Consider the following 16,032-nt stretch of genomic DNA (forward strand, 5'->3'; position numbering starts at 1 on the left):
TTTACACTTAATTAATATCGATTAATGGACATTAAAACTCATTGCTTTTTATATAAGAAAGAATAAAAAAACAGCTATTACTTTCACTTTTATCTCTTTATTTTAGTCACTAACTTGGTTTCAAATTAATGTATACAAAGCAACAAAACAATAAACTCAAAAATACAGTTATGTTAGCCTTTCTTGCGCTTAGCATTATCCCTTTAACTCTTATTTCTCTTTTTTTTCTTTATACACAAAGCCAAGATCTAACCGAACAAAGTAAAATTCAACTTACCGCATTACGTGATAGCCAAGAGTTACAAATACAAAATTATTTCAAAAGCCAAGAATCTAAGGTACGTAGCTTTGCACGCTCTGAATTAGGGATTTCAAGCGGAGGTAGATTTTATGGGTTAGTTTCAGCCTTTGAACACCTCGGGAGAAATGAACAGGAGGCACAATTACATGCGCAGTCGCGTTATATACTAGGCAGTGGCGATCAAAAAAATAATGTAGTCAACAGTGACGCACCCAATTTTACTGGAAGTGAACGTTACCGTTTGATTCATAAACGTTACCATCATCGATACCTTGATCTGCTAACTAACTATGATTTCACAGATATTTTACTGGTTAATTTACAAGGAACCGTTGTCTATTCTGCAAAAAAGAATGCCGAATATGGAACGAATCTTATCGATGGTAAATTTCAAAATAGTTCACTGGCCGATACTTTCAGACGTTTATCTCAACAATTACAAAGAAATGATCAAAAAGGTATTCCAGTTATTTTCTCTGATTTTAGTGAGGAGGATAATCAACAAATTGCTTGGTTTGCAGCCCCTATTACTGAACAGGGATTTCGACATAGCTTTGTCTTTTTTAAATTAGACAATAGCAAATTAACTTATTTATTGAAAAAGTCCAATATTGGGCAAATGAACACCCTCTTAACCGATACACAATCTATTTCACGTATCAAATTAGATGAAGGTGAAAACTTAACGATGCGTGATGAAAGTATTGCTCAAGCAGTTAATGGCTTTACTTCTGTCGATAGCTTCAAAAATATTGCTGGTGAAAATATATTAGCCGCCTTTACACCAATAACGGTGCAGGGAAAAATATGGGCACTTGCAATTGAACTACCAGAGAAATCTGCGTATGCACGTATTAGGCAACTTGAAAGTGTTTTTATGTTAACTTTAGTTGTTGCTCTCACGATGGTAATTATTGGTTCTCACTATTTATCTAATTCAATCACCGCACCTATTCTTAATCTAGCGTGGATTGCTGAACGAATTGCGGCAGGAGATCTCAATCAGCGAGTAAGTGGTACACAACGCATGGATGAAATTGGCCGTTTAGCGATTAGTTTTGCACGGATGAAGCGTTCTATCCGCGAAAAACTGCAACTTATTAATGAACAAAAAGAGGAGTTAGAAACCAACCTCACCCTAATCCAGCAACAGAATAATGACTTGCAGTTAACCGACAAACTTAAAGATGAATTCTTGGCAACGACCTCACACGAACTGCGTACGCCACTTCATGGCATGCTAGGCATTACTGAAACCCTTCGCTCTGGGGCTTATGGAAGCCTTACTACTGAGCAGCAATATCAGCTTGAAGTCATTAACAACAGTGGACACCGTTTAGCGCACCTTGTAGATGACCTACTTGATTACCATAAAATGCGTTATGGTAACCTATATATCAATAAAAATGCTGTTGACCTTTCCTCGGCTGTCCATCTTGTTTTAGAGCTGTCTAAACATTTACTGGATAACAAACCTCTTCGTATTATTAATCAAATCCCAGATGATTTAGTGCTCGTTATTGCTGATGAACAGCGCCTTGAACAAGTCCTTTACAACCTAATTGGTAATGCTATTAAGTATACCGTTGAAGGTAAAATAATTATCTGCTCTAAAGTGCTTGATGATAAGGTACAAGTACAAGTTATTGATACCGGACATGGTATTGATGCGGCACAACTTGATCAGATATTTGAGCCATTAAGTCAAGCAACAGTCGATAGCCCTTATTACCGTCAAGGGGCTGGCTTGGGATTATCAATAAGTCGCCAACTTATTGAACTGATGGGTGGCAACCTTTATGTTAGTAGTCAGCAGCATATCGGCACTACTTTTAGCTTTACCCTCCCTATTGCATCAGAAATAGAAGGTAAAGAAAATAGTTTCCCAACAGCACAACATTTTCAAGCACCAATTCCTTATCAGCAAGTTAATGTAACAACCGATTCATTACCTAATAATCCGGACGCCCCATTACTATTGGTTGCAGATGATGAAGCAGTTAATTTACAGGTATTAATGAGCTTCCTGCGTTTAGAAGGGTTCCGCGTCAAAACGGCAATGAATGGACCAGAAACATTAGAGTTACTTGCAGAAGAGCAACCTGCATTGTTACTTCTGGATGTTATGATGCCGGGCATGAGTGGCTACGAAGTATGTCAGGAAATCCGTAAACTGCATAATAGCAGCGAACTCCCCATTATTATGTTAACTGCACTCAGTCAGAGTAAAGACAGAATACGTGGCTTTGAAGTAGGTGCAAATGATTACGTTAATAAACCTTTTAGCCAAAAAGAGATTTCCGCTCGAATTAATGCCCATTTACAAGCGACACAAACTCAAACATTAAGTAGTCAAAATAAGCACCTTGAACATACCCTAAAAGAGCATGAGCTCGTCGAAGCATGTTTATTAGAGACACAACAACACCTACTAAGTCTCTTAGAGCATAGTCCTGACGCGATTCTTTGTATCCGTTTTGATGAAAAAATACACTTTGCTAATCATAATGCTGGTAAGTTATTTAAACGCAGCCCACAACAACTGCAACGCTATAGCCTTGATGATATTTTAATTAAACGCAGTATCGAACATTATGATAAACAAACCAATGAATTGGATATTTATATTGATGGCAAGGTAACAAGTATCACCGCTTCAGTTATCCCACTTCCCAAACAGTCCGGCTTGCATTCCTTACTCGTTTTTTGCACTGACAATAATTATGATGTACAACGCATCAACAATCTAGAAGTAGCTGTTGACGCACTTTCTAGCTATGCATTTGACGGTAACAGTGAACAGTTACAAACACTTAAAGAACTAGGAGGAGAGTTCACGCGACTAGTTGATAAAGCAGAAGGTAAAGGTAACGATAAAAAACAACTCAAACGTGAGCTTTTGGTGGATGTCATGACTCAGGTCATGAACTATTGGGAAAGTGAAAGTGGAAAAACAAAGTTTGAACTTGCAGAACAAAGCCAACTTTGGCGAGTTTATCTTGATAGAAGCACGTTACAAACTCGCACGCTAGATAAATACCTGCACATAGAAACACTACCCAAAACGCCACGTTGGCGAACGGTACTCAGCACTATTGATTATGTATTAGACCATTGCAACGCAGAGAATAAGCAACGTGAGAAAATAGAAAAGTTACGTTTACAGCTTCAAAAGCTATTAGCCTAATCCAATCGTATTATCTTGGGGTAATAAGCTAAAGTAATACCCCCAATCAAAAAGGTACCCCGGGTCACTTTTTCGCCCTGGGGCAATGCCACTATGACCAATGATTCGTTGTTTGGTTAATAATGGATAGTGGTTTAGCAGTTCTACTGTTAACTCAGATAGGGCTTTATATTGTGCTCGTGTATAAGCAGATTTATCTGTACCTTCTAGTTCGATGCCAATTGAGTAATCATTACATGCCTCAACACCATCAAAACTTGATACTCCTGCATGCCAAGCACGTTTATCAAAGGGGACATATTGTTCTACACGCCCATCTCGACGAATTACGCAATGTGCAGACACTTCAAGCCCCTCTAAATCACTAAAACTAGGGTGTTGATTACAATCTAAGCACCCAGTAAAAAGTTGCTCTATCTGTTTACCGCCATATACGCCTTCCGGCAAGCTAATACAATGAACTACCAATAAGCTCACTTGCACACTCTCAGGACGCTCATTGAAAAAAGGTGACGTTAATTGTATCGCTTTATCATAAACGCCTGTTATATCTATCAAATTCACTCCAAGCTTATTCCACATAACAAAAATGTAACACAGTATTCATAAGATTCAAGTTCCTCTCTCTTTCAAGCCTTCATGCTTCTGGCCCTCAAGCCTCTAGCTTAAGTCCTTACAGCTTTCTAGCTTTTCTACAGGCAAAAAAAATCCCCGCAAAGCGAGGACTTTAAAACAGTCAGCTGAAAGCTAATAGCTGACAGCTTAAGTTACAAATCAGTGATTACTGACCTTTAACTTCTTTAAGACCGTTGTAAGGTGCTTTTGAACCTAGAGCTTCTTCGATACGTAGAAGTTGGTTGTACTTAGCAACACGGTCAGAACGGCTTAGAGAACCAGTTTTGATTTGGCCTGCAGCAGTACCAACAGCTAGATCAGCAATTGTTGCATCTTCAGTTTCACCAGAACGGTGAGAGATAACAACAGTGAAACCAGCGTCTTTAGCCATTTTGATTGCAGCTAAAGTTTCAGTTAAAGAACCGATTTGGTTGAACTTGATTAAGATTGAGTTAGCAATACCGTTGTCGATACCACGCTTAAGAATCTTAGTGTTTGTTACGAATAGATCGTCACCAACTAATTGGATTTTGTCACCCATTAGTTTAGTTTGGTGTGCGAAACCATCCCAGTCAGACTCGTCAAGACCATCTTCGATAGATACGATTGGGTACTTGTTAGTAAGATCTTGTAAGAAGAAGTTAAACTCTTCAGAAGTGAATTTTTTACCTTCACCTTTAAGATCGTAAATGTTTGCTTCTTTATCAAAGAACTCAGATGCAGCACAATCCATCGCTAGAGTGATGTCTTTACCTAGCTCGTAGCCAGCGTTTGCAACAGCTGTTTCGATTGCAGCAAGTGCAGCTTCGTTAGACTCAAGGTTTGGCGCGAAACCACCTTCATCACCAACAGCAGTTGAGTGACCGCCAGCTTTAAGTACTTTAGCAAGGCTATGGAATACTTCAGCACCCATACGTAGGCCTTCACGGAAGTTAGCAGCGCCAACAGGTTGAACCATGAATTCTTGAATATCTACAGAGTTATCTGCATGCTCACCACCATTGATGATGTTCATCATTGGAAGAGGCATAGAGTAAACACCAGAAGTACCGTTTAGGTCAGCGATGTGAGCGTATAGAGGCACCTTCTTAGAAGTTGCAGCAGCTTTAGCTGCAGCTAGAGAAACAGCTAGGATAGCGTTTGCGCCAAATTTAGCTTTGTTCTCAGTACCGTCTAGGTCGATCATGATTTGGTCAAGTTCAGCTTGTGCTAGTGCATCTTTACCAGCTAGTGCTTCAGCGATTGGACCGTTTACAGCTTCAACAGCTTTAAGAACACCTTTACCTAAGTAACGCGCTTTATCACCGTCACGTAGCTCAAGTGCTTCACGTGAACCAGTAGAAGCACCTGATGGTGCAGCAGCCATACCGATAGAACCGTCAGCTAAGTGAACTTCAGCTTCTACAGTTGGGTTACCACGTGAATCCATGATTTCACGACCAAGTACTTTTACGATATTAGACATAATGTTTCCTTTAGTATTTTAAAAAAGTTTAAAAATTTTGCTTCTATTACATTTTTCTAGCTTGTTACATCCCAGCTAGGATGTAACTGAGTAACACGTTATTTCGTAAGTTTCTAACAAAATTTCATGCTCTGTCAACAAAAACTAATTAAATCGACCTTGTTGATGATCTATCGCAGATTTTATGAAACCTTTAAACAAAGGATGCCCATCTCGCGGTGTTGATGTGAACTCTGGATGGAATTGCGCAGCAACAAACCAAGGATGATTTGGGTTTTCAATAATCTCTACTAATTTTTTATCTTCCGACAACCCAGTTACTTCCAGTCCCGCTTTTTTCAGGATTGGCAACAGATTGTTGTTTACTTCGTAACGGTGACGATGACGCTCAAAAATCTCTTTGCTACCATACATTTCCAGTACTTTAGAGCCCGCTTTTAAATGACACTTCTGAGAACCAACGCGCATTGTCCCACCTAAGTCCGAGTTTTCAGTACGTAATTCTACCTCACCAGATTTATCGATCCATTCCGTGATTAAACCAACAACCGGTTGTTCTGTTGTTGGATCGAACTCTGTTGAGTGCGCATTAATAAGCCCTGCTACATTTCGAGCATATTCGATTAATGCCACTTGCATACCTAAACAGATACCTAAATAAGGTACTTTGTTTTCACGCGCATATTCAGCTGCTAAAATTTTACCTTCAATGCCACGCTCACCGAAGCCACCAGGGACAAGAATCGCATCGACATTTTTAAGTATTTCAACACCTTTAATTTCAACATCTTGAGAGTCGATGTATTTAATTTTTACTTTTGCAGCGTTTTTCAAGCCACCGTGCTTAAGTGCTTCATTCACTGATTTATAAGCATCTGGTAGCTCAATATATTTACCAACCATACCGATAACGACTTCATTAGAGGTATTAGCTTCTTCAGAAACAACCTGTGACCATTCGCTCAAGTCTGCTTCTGGACAGTTTAACCCGAAACGTTTGATACAGATTTCATCAAGGCCTTGCGCTTTTAATAAAGCCGGAATTTTATAGATTGAATCTACATCACGTAATGAAATTACAGATTTCTCTTGAACATTACAGAATAATGCGATCTTAGCACGCTCATTGGCAGGAAAACTTACTTCACTACGACAGATAAGAATATCAGGCTGAATACCTAAACTACGTAACTCTTTCACAGAATGTTGAGTCGGTTTAGTTTTTACTTCACCGGCTGTTTTTAAGTAAGGAAGCAGTGTTAAATGCATAAACATTGCATTTTCACGGCCTACTTTTAGGCCTAATTGACGAATCGCTTCAAGGAAAGGCTGTGATTCAATATCACCTACCGTGCCACCAAGTTCAACAATAGCAATATCGTGGCCTTCTCCTCCAGCAATTACACGATCTTGAATTTCATTAGTGATATGAGGGATAACTTGAATCGTTGCGCCAAGGTAATCACCGCGACGCTCTTTCGCTAATACTTCAGAATAAACGCGACCAGTAGTAAAGTTATTACGCTTGGTCATTTTGGTGCGCACAAAACGCTCGTAATGCCCCAAATCTAAATCAGTTTCAGCACCATCATCGGTTACAAATACTTCACCATGTTGTGTTGGGCTCATTGTGCCAGGGTCAACGTTAATATATGGGTCAAGTTTTAAAATGGTAACATCAAGGCCACGCGCTTCTAAAATAGCAGCTAAAGATCCCGCTGCAATACCTTTACCAAGTGAAGAAACTACCCCACCCGTTACGAAAATATATTTTGTCGTCATAGTAACCCTGAAAATGTATGAGAGTGTAAGAGCTGCTATTTTCTTTTTAAAATGCACAAAACATCACCTTATAGACTATAAGTGATGCTTAGATGACAGTTTTAAATTATTTAGAAAATAGAACGTTTAGATGGGAATGCAGTATAGCAAGACCTCTCATTTTGAACAATCTTTTTAAAAAGATCTTGCACTGTTTATAATTTATAATTTTTTAATTTCATTCCAAATTCCATCTAGCTCAGTGAGGCTACAGTCTTGCATTTTTTTGCCCTGTTTTTCGACCGCTTGCTCAACTAAACGAAAACGTTTTTCAAACTTCTGATTTGCTTGACGTAATACAGTTTCAGGATTGGCATTTAAGTGACGTACTAAATTAACATTAGCAAAAAGTAAATCTCCTAATTCATCTTCAACACGTGCCTGTTTTTCTTGTTCCGTTAAATCGGTTCGCTTTACTTCCACTAAAACTTCATCAATCTCTTCATGGATTTTAGCGACAACTGGGTCAAGTTCTGCCCAATCAAAGCCAACATTAGCGCAACGTTTCTGAATTTTATGCGCACGATTTAGCGCAGGTAAAGCTAAAGGGATATTATCTAATACACTCTCAGCCTGCTGCATCTGTTTCGCTTTTAATAAACGCTCTTTTTGCTTCTCTTTTTCCCAGTTTGCATGAACCGCTTTTTCATTCTCAAAACGTGCTTCGCTAAAGACATGAGGGTGACGGCGTACTAGCTTTTCATTGAGCGTTTCTAATATATCTGAAAATTCAAACAAGCCCTGCTCTTTAGCTATTTGCGCATAAAATACCACCTGAAAAAGCAGATCGCCTAGCTCTCCCTTTAGATCTGAAAAGTCTTGTTGCTCAATGGCATCTGCAAGTTCGTATACTTCTTCGATAGTATGAGGAACAACGGATGCAAAAGTTTGTTTTTTATCCCATGGGCAACCCGTTTCAGGATCTCGTAAACGGGCCATTATTATCAATAACTGCTGTAAACTATCCACATCTCTCATAATTGCCTCTAAATGATTTTTTCTTATTAATAAAATGATGAACGACTTGATAATTAGACTTTACTTTATTAGTATAATCTAATAAATGTATTATTCATTAACAGGGACCGATCATGCACAGTCAATTTAATCACCGACGTACATTCATTATCAGCCTATTATTTTCAATATTATATAGCAATCAGCTTTTCGCTGACACGCTATATACGGTCAATAATGCCGAGAGCGAACAGATGGTACAACTTGATGCGACAGTGGAAGCGATCGATAAAGCGACTTTATCGTCACAAACAACCGGGCGTATTATTAAAATTAACTTTGACAATAACGATTATGTTCGTAAAGGCGAAGTATTACTTGAAATAACCAATAAAGAACAGGGAGCTCAATTAGCAGCGAGTGAAGCACAACTGTTAAGTGCGAAAGCAAGCTATAACGAAGCGCAACTTACCTATGCACGTTATAAAAAACTGTTCCCTAAGGGGGCTATTTCACAGGGCCAATTAGATCAAGCAGAAGCGACGGCAAATACGACTCAACAGCAAATAAAAGCGGCACAGGCTAATTTAATTCAAGCCAAAGAGTCTTTAAATTATACCATTGTAAAAGCACCTTTCTCTGGGGTGGTAACAGAGCGACACGTCGAAGTGGGGGAGACCGTTAATCTCGGTGAGCCTCTTTTTTCTGGCATGTCACTGGATAACCTACGCGTAGTCAGTGAAATTCCTCAACGTTATTTAAACGTATTACGTGATAACCCATCTTTTATTGTAACGTTACCAGATGGTAGCCAGCTTTACTCTGATAAGATCACGCTGTTTAGTTATGCTGACCAGCAATCTCATGCCTTTAAAATACGCATAAACTTACCTAAAACCGATAAGCTACTGCTACCAGGAATGTGGGTTAAAGCACAGTTTTCTAGTGGTAAACGTTCATCAATTTTAATTCCAAACAGTGCCGTGCTGACTAATAATGAGCTAACTGCTGTTTATCGAAATGTAAACGGTAAAGCCATATTAACGCAGGTGCGCTTGGGTAATAAAAGTGGCGATTTTGTAGAAGTATTAGCCGGATTACAAAGTGGCGATAAAATTAGTGTAGATGCCTATCAGCAATTACAAAGCTTGGAGCCTCAATAATGAATAAGCAGCTTAATATCTCTGGCAGAGTTGCAGCCAGCTTTCAAAATTCAGCAATCACCCCGCTACTTGCTATTGTCGGCTTATTACTTGGCTTTTTCGCTATTATTGTCACGCCGAAGGAGGAAGAGCCACAAATTGATGTTACTTTTGCGGATATTTTTGTTCCTTTCCCTGGCGCAAGTCCAAAGGAAGTTGAAAACTTAGTCACTACACCATTAGAGCAGATTATTTCTGAAATAGACGGAATTGATATGACCTACTCTTTTTCAGATCACGATGGTGCGATGCTTATTGTGGTGTTTAAAGTAGGTGTAGCGCGTAATGATGCGATAGTGAATCTATATAATCAGATTTATAGCAATATGGATAAATTGCCACAAAATGCAGGTATCGGGCAACCACTGATTAAACCACGTGCCATTGATGATGTACCTATTTCAGCCGTCACTTTGTGGTCGAAGGATAAACAAGTTACACCACAGCAATTAACACAGGTTGCACACGGTCTTGAAAGCGAACTGAAACATATTGCTGGTACGCGAGATGTTTTTACTATTGGTAGACACCTATTAACCTTAAATATTCGTATTGATCCAATCAAAATGAACAGCTTTGGGGTGAGTTATGATGCTATTAATCAGGTACTAGGTAGTAATAATATGCGCTCTAATGCCGTGTCTTTAGTGCAAAATAATCAGCTTATTAAAGTACAAACAGGCCAGTTCTTACAGAATATCAGTGAAGTTCAAAAACTAATTGTCTCCGTGGAAAACGGCTTTCCCGTTTATTTACAAGATGTAGCTGAAATAACACTTGCAGGTGATATTCCCCATCAGAATGTACTGCATGGCGAAGGAGATAAACTCTATCCGGCGGTTACGCTTGCGATAGCAAAACAGCCCGGCAAAAATGCGGTTGATGTAACACAGGCAATTGCAAAGCGCCTCGCTGAATTAGATAACAGACTTATTCCTGATAACATTGAAGTCACACTCGCCCGCGATTATGGCGCGACGGCAAAAGATAAATCAGACACCCTGATTGGCAAACTGATTTTTGCGACCAGTGCAGTAATCGTATTAGTGCTATTAACCATGGGATGGCGAGAAGCAATTGTCGTTGGTGTCGCGATCACCATCACCTTAACCATTACGCTGTTTGCCTCCTGGGCATATGGTTTTACTCTTAATCGTGTATCTCTATTTGCATTGATATTTTCTATTGGTATTTTAGTCGATGATGCCATTGTGGTCGTTGAAAATATACATCGCCACATGCAATTAAGCAGTAAAAAATTACTCGAAATAATTCCTGTTGCCGTTGATGAAGTCGGTGGCCCTACGATTCTTGCCACATTAACCGTTATCGCAGCCCTTTTACCTATGGCCTTTGTGAGTGGCTTAATGGGCCCATATATGAGCCCTATTCCTATCAACGCAAGTATGGGAATGTTAATTTCCTTGGCGGTTGCTTTCGTGCTTTCACCTTGGTTAAGTGCAAAACTGCTCAAGCATCATAAACCTTCAGAAGTGGTGACTAACACAAAACAAAATACCGACTTCATGACACGCCTTTTTAATAAATTGGTGGGTACCTTTATTATTGGTGACAACGCACGAAAAGCGCGCTGGTTATTATTTTTCGGCGTTATCATATTGATTGCTAGCTCTGTATTACTGCCCTTCAAGCAACTGGTTGTCATGAAAATGTTGCCCTTTGATAATAAGTCGGAGTTTCAAGTCACTGTTGATCTTCCGGAAGGTAGCCCCGTTGAGCAAACGCAGCGCTTATTAGTAGACTTAAGCACGGTTATCGCCACCATTCCTGAGATAAAAGACTATCAACTCTATGCCGGCACTGCAGCGCCGATTAACTTTAATGGTTTGATTCGTCATTATGATCTACGTAGCAGTGCTGAGCTAGGTGATATTCAGGTTAACCTAGTGGATAAGAATGATCGTCAACGCAGTAGTCATGAAATCGCGCTAAGTGTACGCAAAAAATTACAAGAGATTGCTGAGCCTTATCAGGCTAATGTAAAAGTGGTAGAAGTACCGCCTGGGCCACCTGTTTGGTCACCATTGGTGGCAGAGATTTACGGGCCTAATCAGGAGATACGTGAGCAAACAGCCTTAAAAATTGAGGCACTGTTCCATGATGCCGATGATGTTGTAGATATTGATAAAATGTATCCAGATGACCAGCAAAAGTGGCAGGTGAATATTGATCGCGCTAAGGCAAGCAGACTAGGTATTCCCTATGGCAATATCGTTGATGCTGTCACTACCTCGGTGGGAGGCAAAGATATTAATATTTTGCATAGCGATAACCAAAAGTACCCGATTGCGATCCGTTTGCAGCTTAAAGAGGGAGACAAAGTTAATTTAGAACAACTTTTAACCTTGAAGTTAACTAGCCTAAATGGTCAATTGATCGCACTTTCCGAGGTAGTGAAGATTGAAAACACCCAGATGCAAAAACCAATCATGCATAAAAACATGATCCCAATGATCATGGTCACCGCCGATATGGCAGGGCCGTTAGATAGTCCGCTTTATGGCATGTTTGATATTTATCAGCGAATTATTGAGAGTGGCTTAGATATCGAACAGTCTTTTATCGACCAGCCTAAAGGCACTAGTGAAGTTGCAGTATTATGGGATGGGGAATGGAAGATCACCTATGAGACATTTCGTGATATGGGCATTGCCTACGCAGTTGGTATGATCCTTATTTACCTATTAGTTGTCGCGCAGTTTCGTTCCTACATTGTACCACTGGTTATTATGGCGCCGATTCCACTAACGGTTATTGGGGTCATGCCCGGTCACGCGTTATTAGGGCAACAGTTCACTGCGACATCGATGATAGGCATGATCGCACTTGCAGGGATTATTGTGCGTAACTCTATTCTCTTAGTTGATTTTATTAATCATGAAACCACCAGTGGTAAACCTTTCAAAGAAGCGGTGATCCACTCTGGGGCGGTGCGTGCTAAACCAATTATATTAACTGGTTTAGCCGCCATGATTGGCGCCTTCTTTATTTTAGATGATCCTATCTTTGGCGGATTAGCAATCAGTTTAATTTTCGGGATTCTAATTTCAACAGTATTAACATTGGTAATTATTCCAGTGCTTTATTACAGCTTTATGCATAAAAAGTTTGAAAAAGAATGAAAAGGATAGCGTCCACCACAGAAGACACAGAGCGCTTCGCTTTCACATGTGACTCATCAGTGATAAATGCGTAATAGTAAGCGCCACCACAGAGGACACAGAGCGCTTCGCTTTCACAGAGAAAACATCATGATATTCTTGTTGGTTTTCTCGGTGCTTTCGGTGAATTCTGCTAAAGCTTAAGACGCTAACCACAGAGGGCACAGAGCGCTTCGCTTTCACAGAGAAAACATCATGACCTTCTTATTGTTTTCTCTGTGAACTCTGTGGTTAGTGGTTAATGAGCTGTTAGCTGTTAGCTGTTAGCTGTTAGCTGTTAGCTCAAACATTATGAGCGAATTAAGTACTCGCCCACACCTATCCATTTATAAGTCGTTAGCTCTTGTAGCCCCATTGGACCACGCGCATGCAACTTTTGAGTTGATACTGCAACTTCCGCACCTAAACCAAATTGACTACCATCAGTAAAGCGAGTGCTCGCATTAACGTAGACAGCAGATGAGTTAACCGCATTAACAAACTGATTAGCAACCGTGAAATCATTGGTTAAAATGCCATCTGAATGCTGAGAGCTATGCTCACGAATATGTGTTAACGCTTCGCTTAAACCATCAACAACTTTCACACCAAGATGTAGCGATAACCACTCACGTGAGAAGTCACCTTCTTGTGCAACCGTTGCATCATCGCCCAGAATAGCTTTCGCTTTTGGATCTGCGACCAAAGTAACCCCAAGCGGTAATAATTTAGCAGCGAGTTTCGGTAAGAATTCATTGGCAATATCTTGCTGTACTAATAATGTATCTAATGCATTACATACTGAAGGACGTTGTACTTTCGCATTTTCAATAATAGCGATAGACTTTTCAATATCCGCTGATTTTTCAGCGTATAAATGACAAATACCGATACCACCGATAATCACAGGGATCGTACTGTTCTCTTTACAGAACTGCTGTAAGCCAGAGTTACCACGTGGAATAATCATATCCACATATTGATCCATTTTAAGCAGCTCGCCAACTAATGCACGATCTGTATTTTCAATGTACTGAACCGCTGTTTTTGGTAAACCGGCAGCGACTAATGCACCTTGAATGACTTCAACCAATACCAAATTTGAGTTAATCGTTTCTTTACCGCCACGCAAAATACTGGCATTACCTGTTTTTAGGCACAGTGCAGCAATATCAATCGTTACATTTGGGCGCGCTTCATAAATCACACCAATAACACCAACTGGGACACGACGCTTGCTAAGTTTTAAGCCATTTTCTAATAGCTTGCTATCAAACTCTTCTCCAACAGGATCACTTAAACCAATAACGCTACGCAAATCTGCAATGATACCGGCTAAACGGCTCTCATCTAATAATAAACGATCTAATAATGCGTCAGTTAATCCCGCTTGTTTGCCCGCTTCAATATCTTTTTTATTGGCCGCCACGATAGCGCCTTCATTCGCTTCCAGCGCTAATGCAATCGTTTCTAAGGCTGCATTTTTTTGCTTACTGTCGGCAATCGCTAATTCATAGCTTGCCTGTTGTGCTAATTTTCCAATTTCTAATAAGTTCATTTTTGACTTCCTTGATGTAATAAGGTTGGTATGATGCATTACAAATGAGTGCCTTTAAGCGTGCATTCAATTACTATTATAACAAGACTAAATCATCACGATGAATCACAACGCGACCATACTCATAACCTAAAGTTTCTTCAATTTGATCTGAATGTAGACCTTTAATTTTATCAATGTCGATGCTTTTATAACGTGCAACACCGCGTGCAATTTCGTCACCTATTTGATTACAGATAACCACGACATAACCGCGTAAGAAAGTATCTTGAACCTCAACAATTCCTTTCGCGAGTAAACTGCCGCCCGATTTTACAATTGCTTGCTGCGCACCATCGTCGACAATGATTTTTCCTGCCACTCTAGATCCGGCAAAGATCCAGTTTTTACGCGCCTCTAAACTACTGTGCTCAGTAATAAAACGAGTACCAACAGGTTTGTTTTCAGCTGCATCAATAATAACGTTTTTTCGATGCCCAGAAGCGATAACCACTTCAATTCCCGCACGATGTGCAACTGTCGCCGACTCTATCTTCGTTGCCATGCCACCAGTGCCAAGCCCGCCAACACTTCCACCCGCAAGCGCGTGGATTTGGTCGGTAATTTTATCAATTTCAGGAATTAATTTAGCATCCGGATTACTGCGAGGGTCAGCCGTGAATAACCCTGTTTGATCAGTTAATAATAAGAGCTGATCTGCATCGGCTAATAATCCGACTAAAGCAGATAAATTATCGTTATCACCCACTTTAATTTCACGTGTTGCAACCGCATCATTTTCATTGATAATGGGAATAATACGATGTGACAGCAATGTATTTAGCGTATCACGTGCATTCAAAAAACGCACCTTATCGTCTAAATCAGCACGTGTCAGTAGCATTTGCCCGACATGTAAACCATAGATCCAAAATAGGTTTTCCCATTCTCGAATCAATTGACCTTGCCCAACGGCAGCCAACATCTGCTTATTAGCAATGGTTGGCTCTATATCTGGCATATTCAAATGCTCTTTACCGGCAGCAATAGCACCAGAGGTGACAACAATAATATGGTGACCTTGCTTATGCAACAGCGCACATTGACGTACTATCTCAACCATCTGTGCACGGTCAAGCTTTGCAGTACCACTTGTCAGCACACTGGTCCCTAATTTTACAACGATCGTTTTTATTTTAAAGTCGGTTTTCATCGCAACATCATTTAGTTAAGAGCCAAAAACAAAAAAAACAGCAACGAAGGTATCGTTGCTGTTTTTTATTATATCATTGTTATTAGTGGTGTAACTACTTCCTTAATGGCCATTTAACCAGATATGAAAGTGTTGCTTTAAAACCTATGCTAATGCCACTTCAAGGGGCGCTAAGCAAAATCCTGTTTCTGTCTCGATTAGTGTTTTTAAGCGCTCAAGAAATAGATCAAAAGATGCATCAATCAATTTTTGGTCTGCTTTTTTAATCTTACAAGTAACCCAGTCACCATCGAGATTATAAAGGCCATCAAAGCGTTCATAATCATAACCATCGTCAGTACGTGTCACAATTAACCACCAGCCCAAAAATTCTCGCTCTTCAGGCTCTTTTTTATCGTCAACGCAAATTTCTAAACAATCGAAGAAGAATGAACTTTCAGTCGACTGTAGCTTGCGAAAATAGGGACCTAAATCGGTGAATATTTTAAATAAACGCCCACGAGAGGGGGAAAGCGGTAACGCAGATGTCATAATGCTCTAGTTCCTAAAGGAAAATAAAAAACTAATTTATCA

At 39.9% G+C, this 16,032-nt stretch carries 10 protein-coding genes; 3 read left to right on the forward strand and 7 right to left on the reverse strand.

The window, feature by feature from the left end; genetic code table 11:
* Positions 1–128: 128 nt before the first annotated feature.
* Positions 129–3,488, forward strand: a complete 3,360-nt coding sequence (locus CW745_RS05375) for a response regulator (protein ID WP_202973157.1) — start codon at positions 129–131, stop codon at positions 3,486–3,488.
* Here the strand turns inward: CW745_RS05375 and ampD are convergent.
* The 4 genes from ampD to mazG all read right to left on the reverse strand — a co-directional run bounded on the left by ampD (position 3,480) and on the right by mazG (position 8,367).
* Positions 3,480–4,046: a 1,6-anhydro-N-acetylmuramyl-L-alanine amidase AmpD gene (ampD, locus tag CW745_RS05380; RefSeq protein ID WP_238596702.1), complete on the reverse strand. Its 567-nt coding sequence runs from the start codon at positions 4,044–4,046 to the stop codon at positions 3,480–3,482. The genes CW745_RS05375 and ampD overlap by 9 nt on opposite strands.
* 223 nt (positions 4,047–4,269) lie before the next feature.
* On the reverse strand, positions 4,270–5,568 hold the full coding sequence (eno, locus tag CW745_RS05385) for a phosphopyruvate hydratase (RefSeq protein WP_101107488.1): 1,299 nt from the start codon (positions 5,566–5,568) through the stop codon (positions 4,270–4,272).
* Positions 5,569–5,712: 144 nt separating this feature from the next.
* Entirely contained in the window at positions 5,713–7,350 is a 1,638-nt protein-coding gene (locus CW745_RS05390) for a CTP synthase (protein WP_101107489.1), read from the reverse strand.
* Between the two features lie 201 nt (positions 7,351–7,551).
* Positions 7,552–8,367, reverse strand: coding sequence for a nucleoside triphosphate pyrophosphohydrolase (mazG, locus tag CW745_RS05395; protein ID WP_101107490.1), 816 nt, complete (start codon positions 8,365–8,367; stop codon positions 7,552–7,554).
* A gap of 113 nt (positions 8,368–8,480) precedes the next feature.
* Between mazG and CW745_RS05400 the strand changes: the two genes are divergently transcribed.
* Positions 8,481–9,509 (forward strand): efflux RND transporter periplasmic adaptor subunit, encoded by a 1,029-nt coding sequence (locus CW745_RS05400; protein ID WP_101107491.1) that lies wholly within the window; start codon positions 8,481–8,483, stop codon positions 9,507–9,509.
* On the forward strand, positions 9,509–12,691 hold the full coding sequence (locus tag CW745_RS05405) for an efflux RND transporter permease subunit (RefSeq protein ID WP_101107492.1): 3,183 nt from the start codon (positions 9,509–9,511) through the stop codon (positions 12,689–12,691). Before CW745_RS05400 ends, CW745_RS05405 begins: the two co-directional genes overlap by 1 nt.
* Positions 12,692–13,019: 328 nt before the next feature.
* On the opposite strand, the gene CW745_RS05410 is transcribed toward CW745_RS05405, so the two are convergent.
* The 3 genes from CW745_RS05410 to crl form a co-directional block, all read right to left on the reverse strand.
* A complete protein-coding gene (locus tag CW745_RS05410; RefSeq protein WP_101107493.1) occupies positions 13,020–14,267 on the reverse strand; it encodes a glutamate-5-semialdehyde dehydrogenase in 1,248 nt (415 codons plus the stop codon).
* A 76-nt stretch (positions 14,268–14,343) separates the two neighbouring features.
* Entirely contained in the window at positions 14,344–15,459 is a 1,116-nt protein-coding gene (proB, locus tag CW745_RS05415) for a glutamate 5-kinase (protein ID WP_101107494.1), read from the reverse strand.
* 144 nt (positions 15,460–15,603) lie between these two features.
* Positions 15,604–15,990, reverse strand: coding sequence for a sigma factor-binding protein Crl (gene crl, locus CW745_RS05420; protein ID WP_101107495.1), 387 nt, complete (start codon positions 15,988–15,990; stop codon positions 15,604–15,606).
* Positions 15,991–16,032 lie beyond the last annotated feature (42 nt).

It is taken from the genome of Psychromonas sp. psych-6C06 (assembly GCF_002835465.1).
Lineage (GTDB): Bacteria > Pseudomonadota > Gammaproteobacteria > Enterobacterales > Psychromonadaceae > Psychromonas.

Bases quoted from the DNA above. Each gene is read 5' to 3' on its own strand.
- mazG (WP_101107490.1), bottom strand. From the start codon at position 8,367: ATGAGAGATGTGGATAGTTTACAGCAGTTATTGATAATAATGGCCCGT.
- CW745_RS05390 (WP_101107489.1), bottom strand. From the start codon at position 7,350: ATGACGACAAAATATATTTTCGTAACGGGTGGGGTAGTTTCTTCACTT.
- CW745_RS05400 (WP_101107491.1), top strand. From the start codon at position 8,481: ATGCACAGTCAATTTAATCACCGACGTACATTCATTATCAGCCTATTA.
- eno (WP_101107488.1), bottom strand. From the start codon at position 5,568: ATGTCTAATATCGTAAAAGTACTTGGTCGTGAAATCATGGATTCACGT.
- CW745_RS05405 (WP_101107492.1), top strand. From the start codon at position 9,509: ATGAATAAGCAGCTTAATATCTCTGGCAGAGTTGCAGCCAGCTTTCAA.
- proB (WP_101107494.1), bottom strand. From the start codon at position 15,459: ATGAAAACCGACTTTAAAATAAAAACGATCGTTGTAAAATTAGGGACC.
- CW745_RS05375 (WP_202973157.1), top strand. From the start codon at position 129: ATGTATACAAAGCAACAAAACAATAAACTCAAAAATACAGTTATGTTA.
- CW745_RS05410 (WP_101107493.1), bottom strand. From the start codon at position 14,267: ATGAACTTATTAGAAATTGGAAAATTAGCACAACAGGCAAGCTATGAA.
- crl (WP_101107495.1), bottom strand. From the start codon at position 15,990: ATGACATCTGCGTTACCGCTTTCCCCCTCTCGTGGGCGTTTATTTAAA.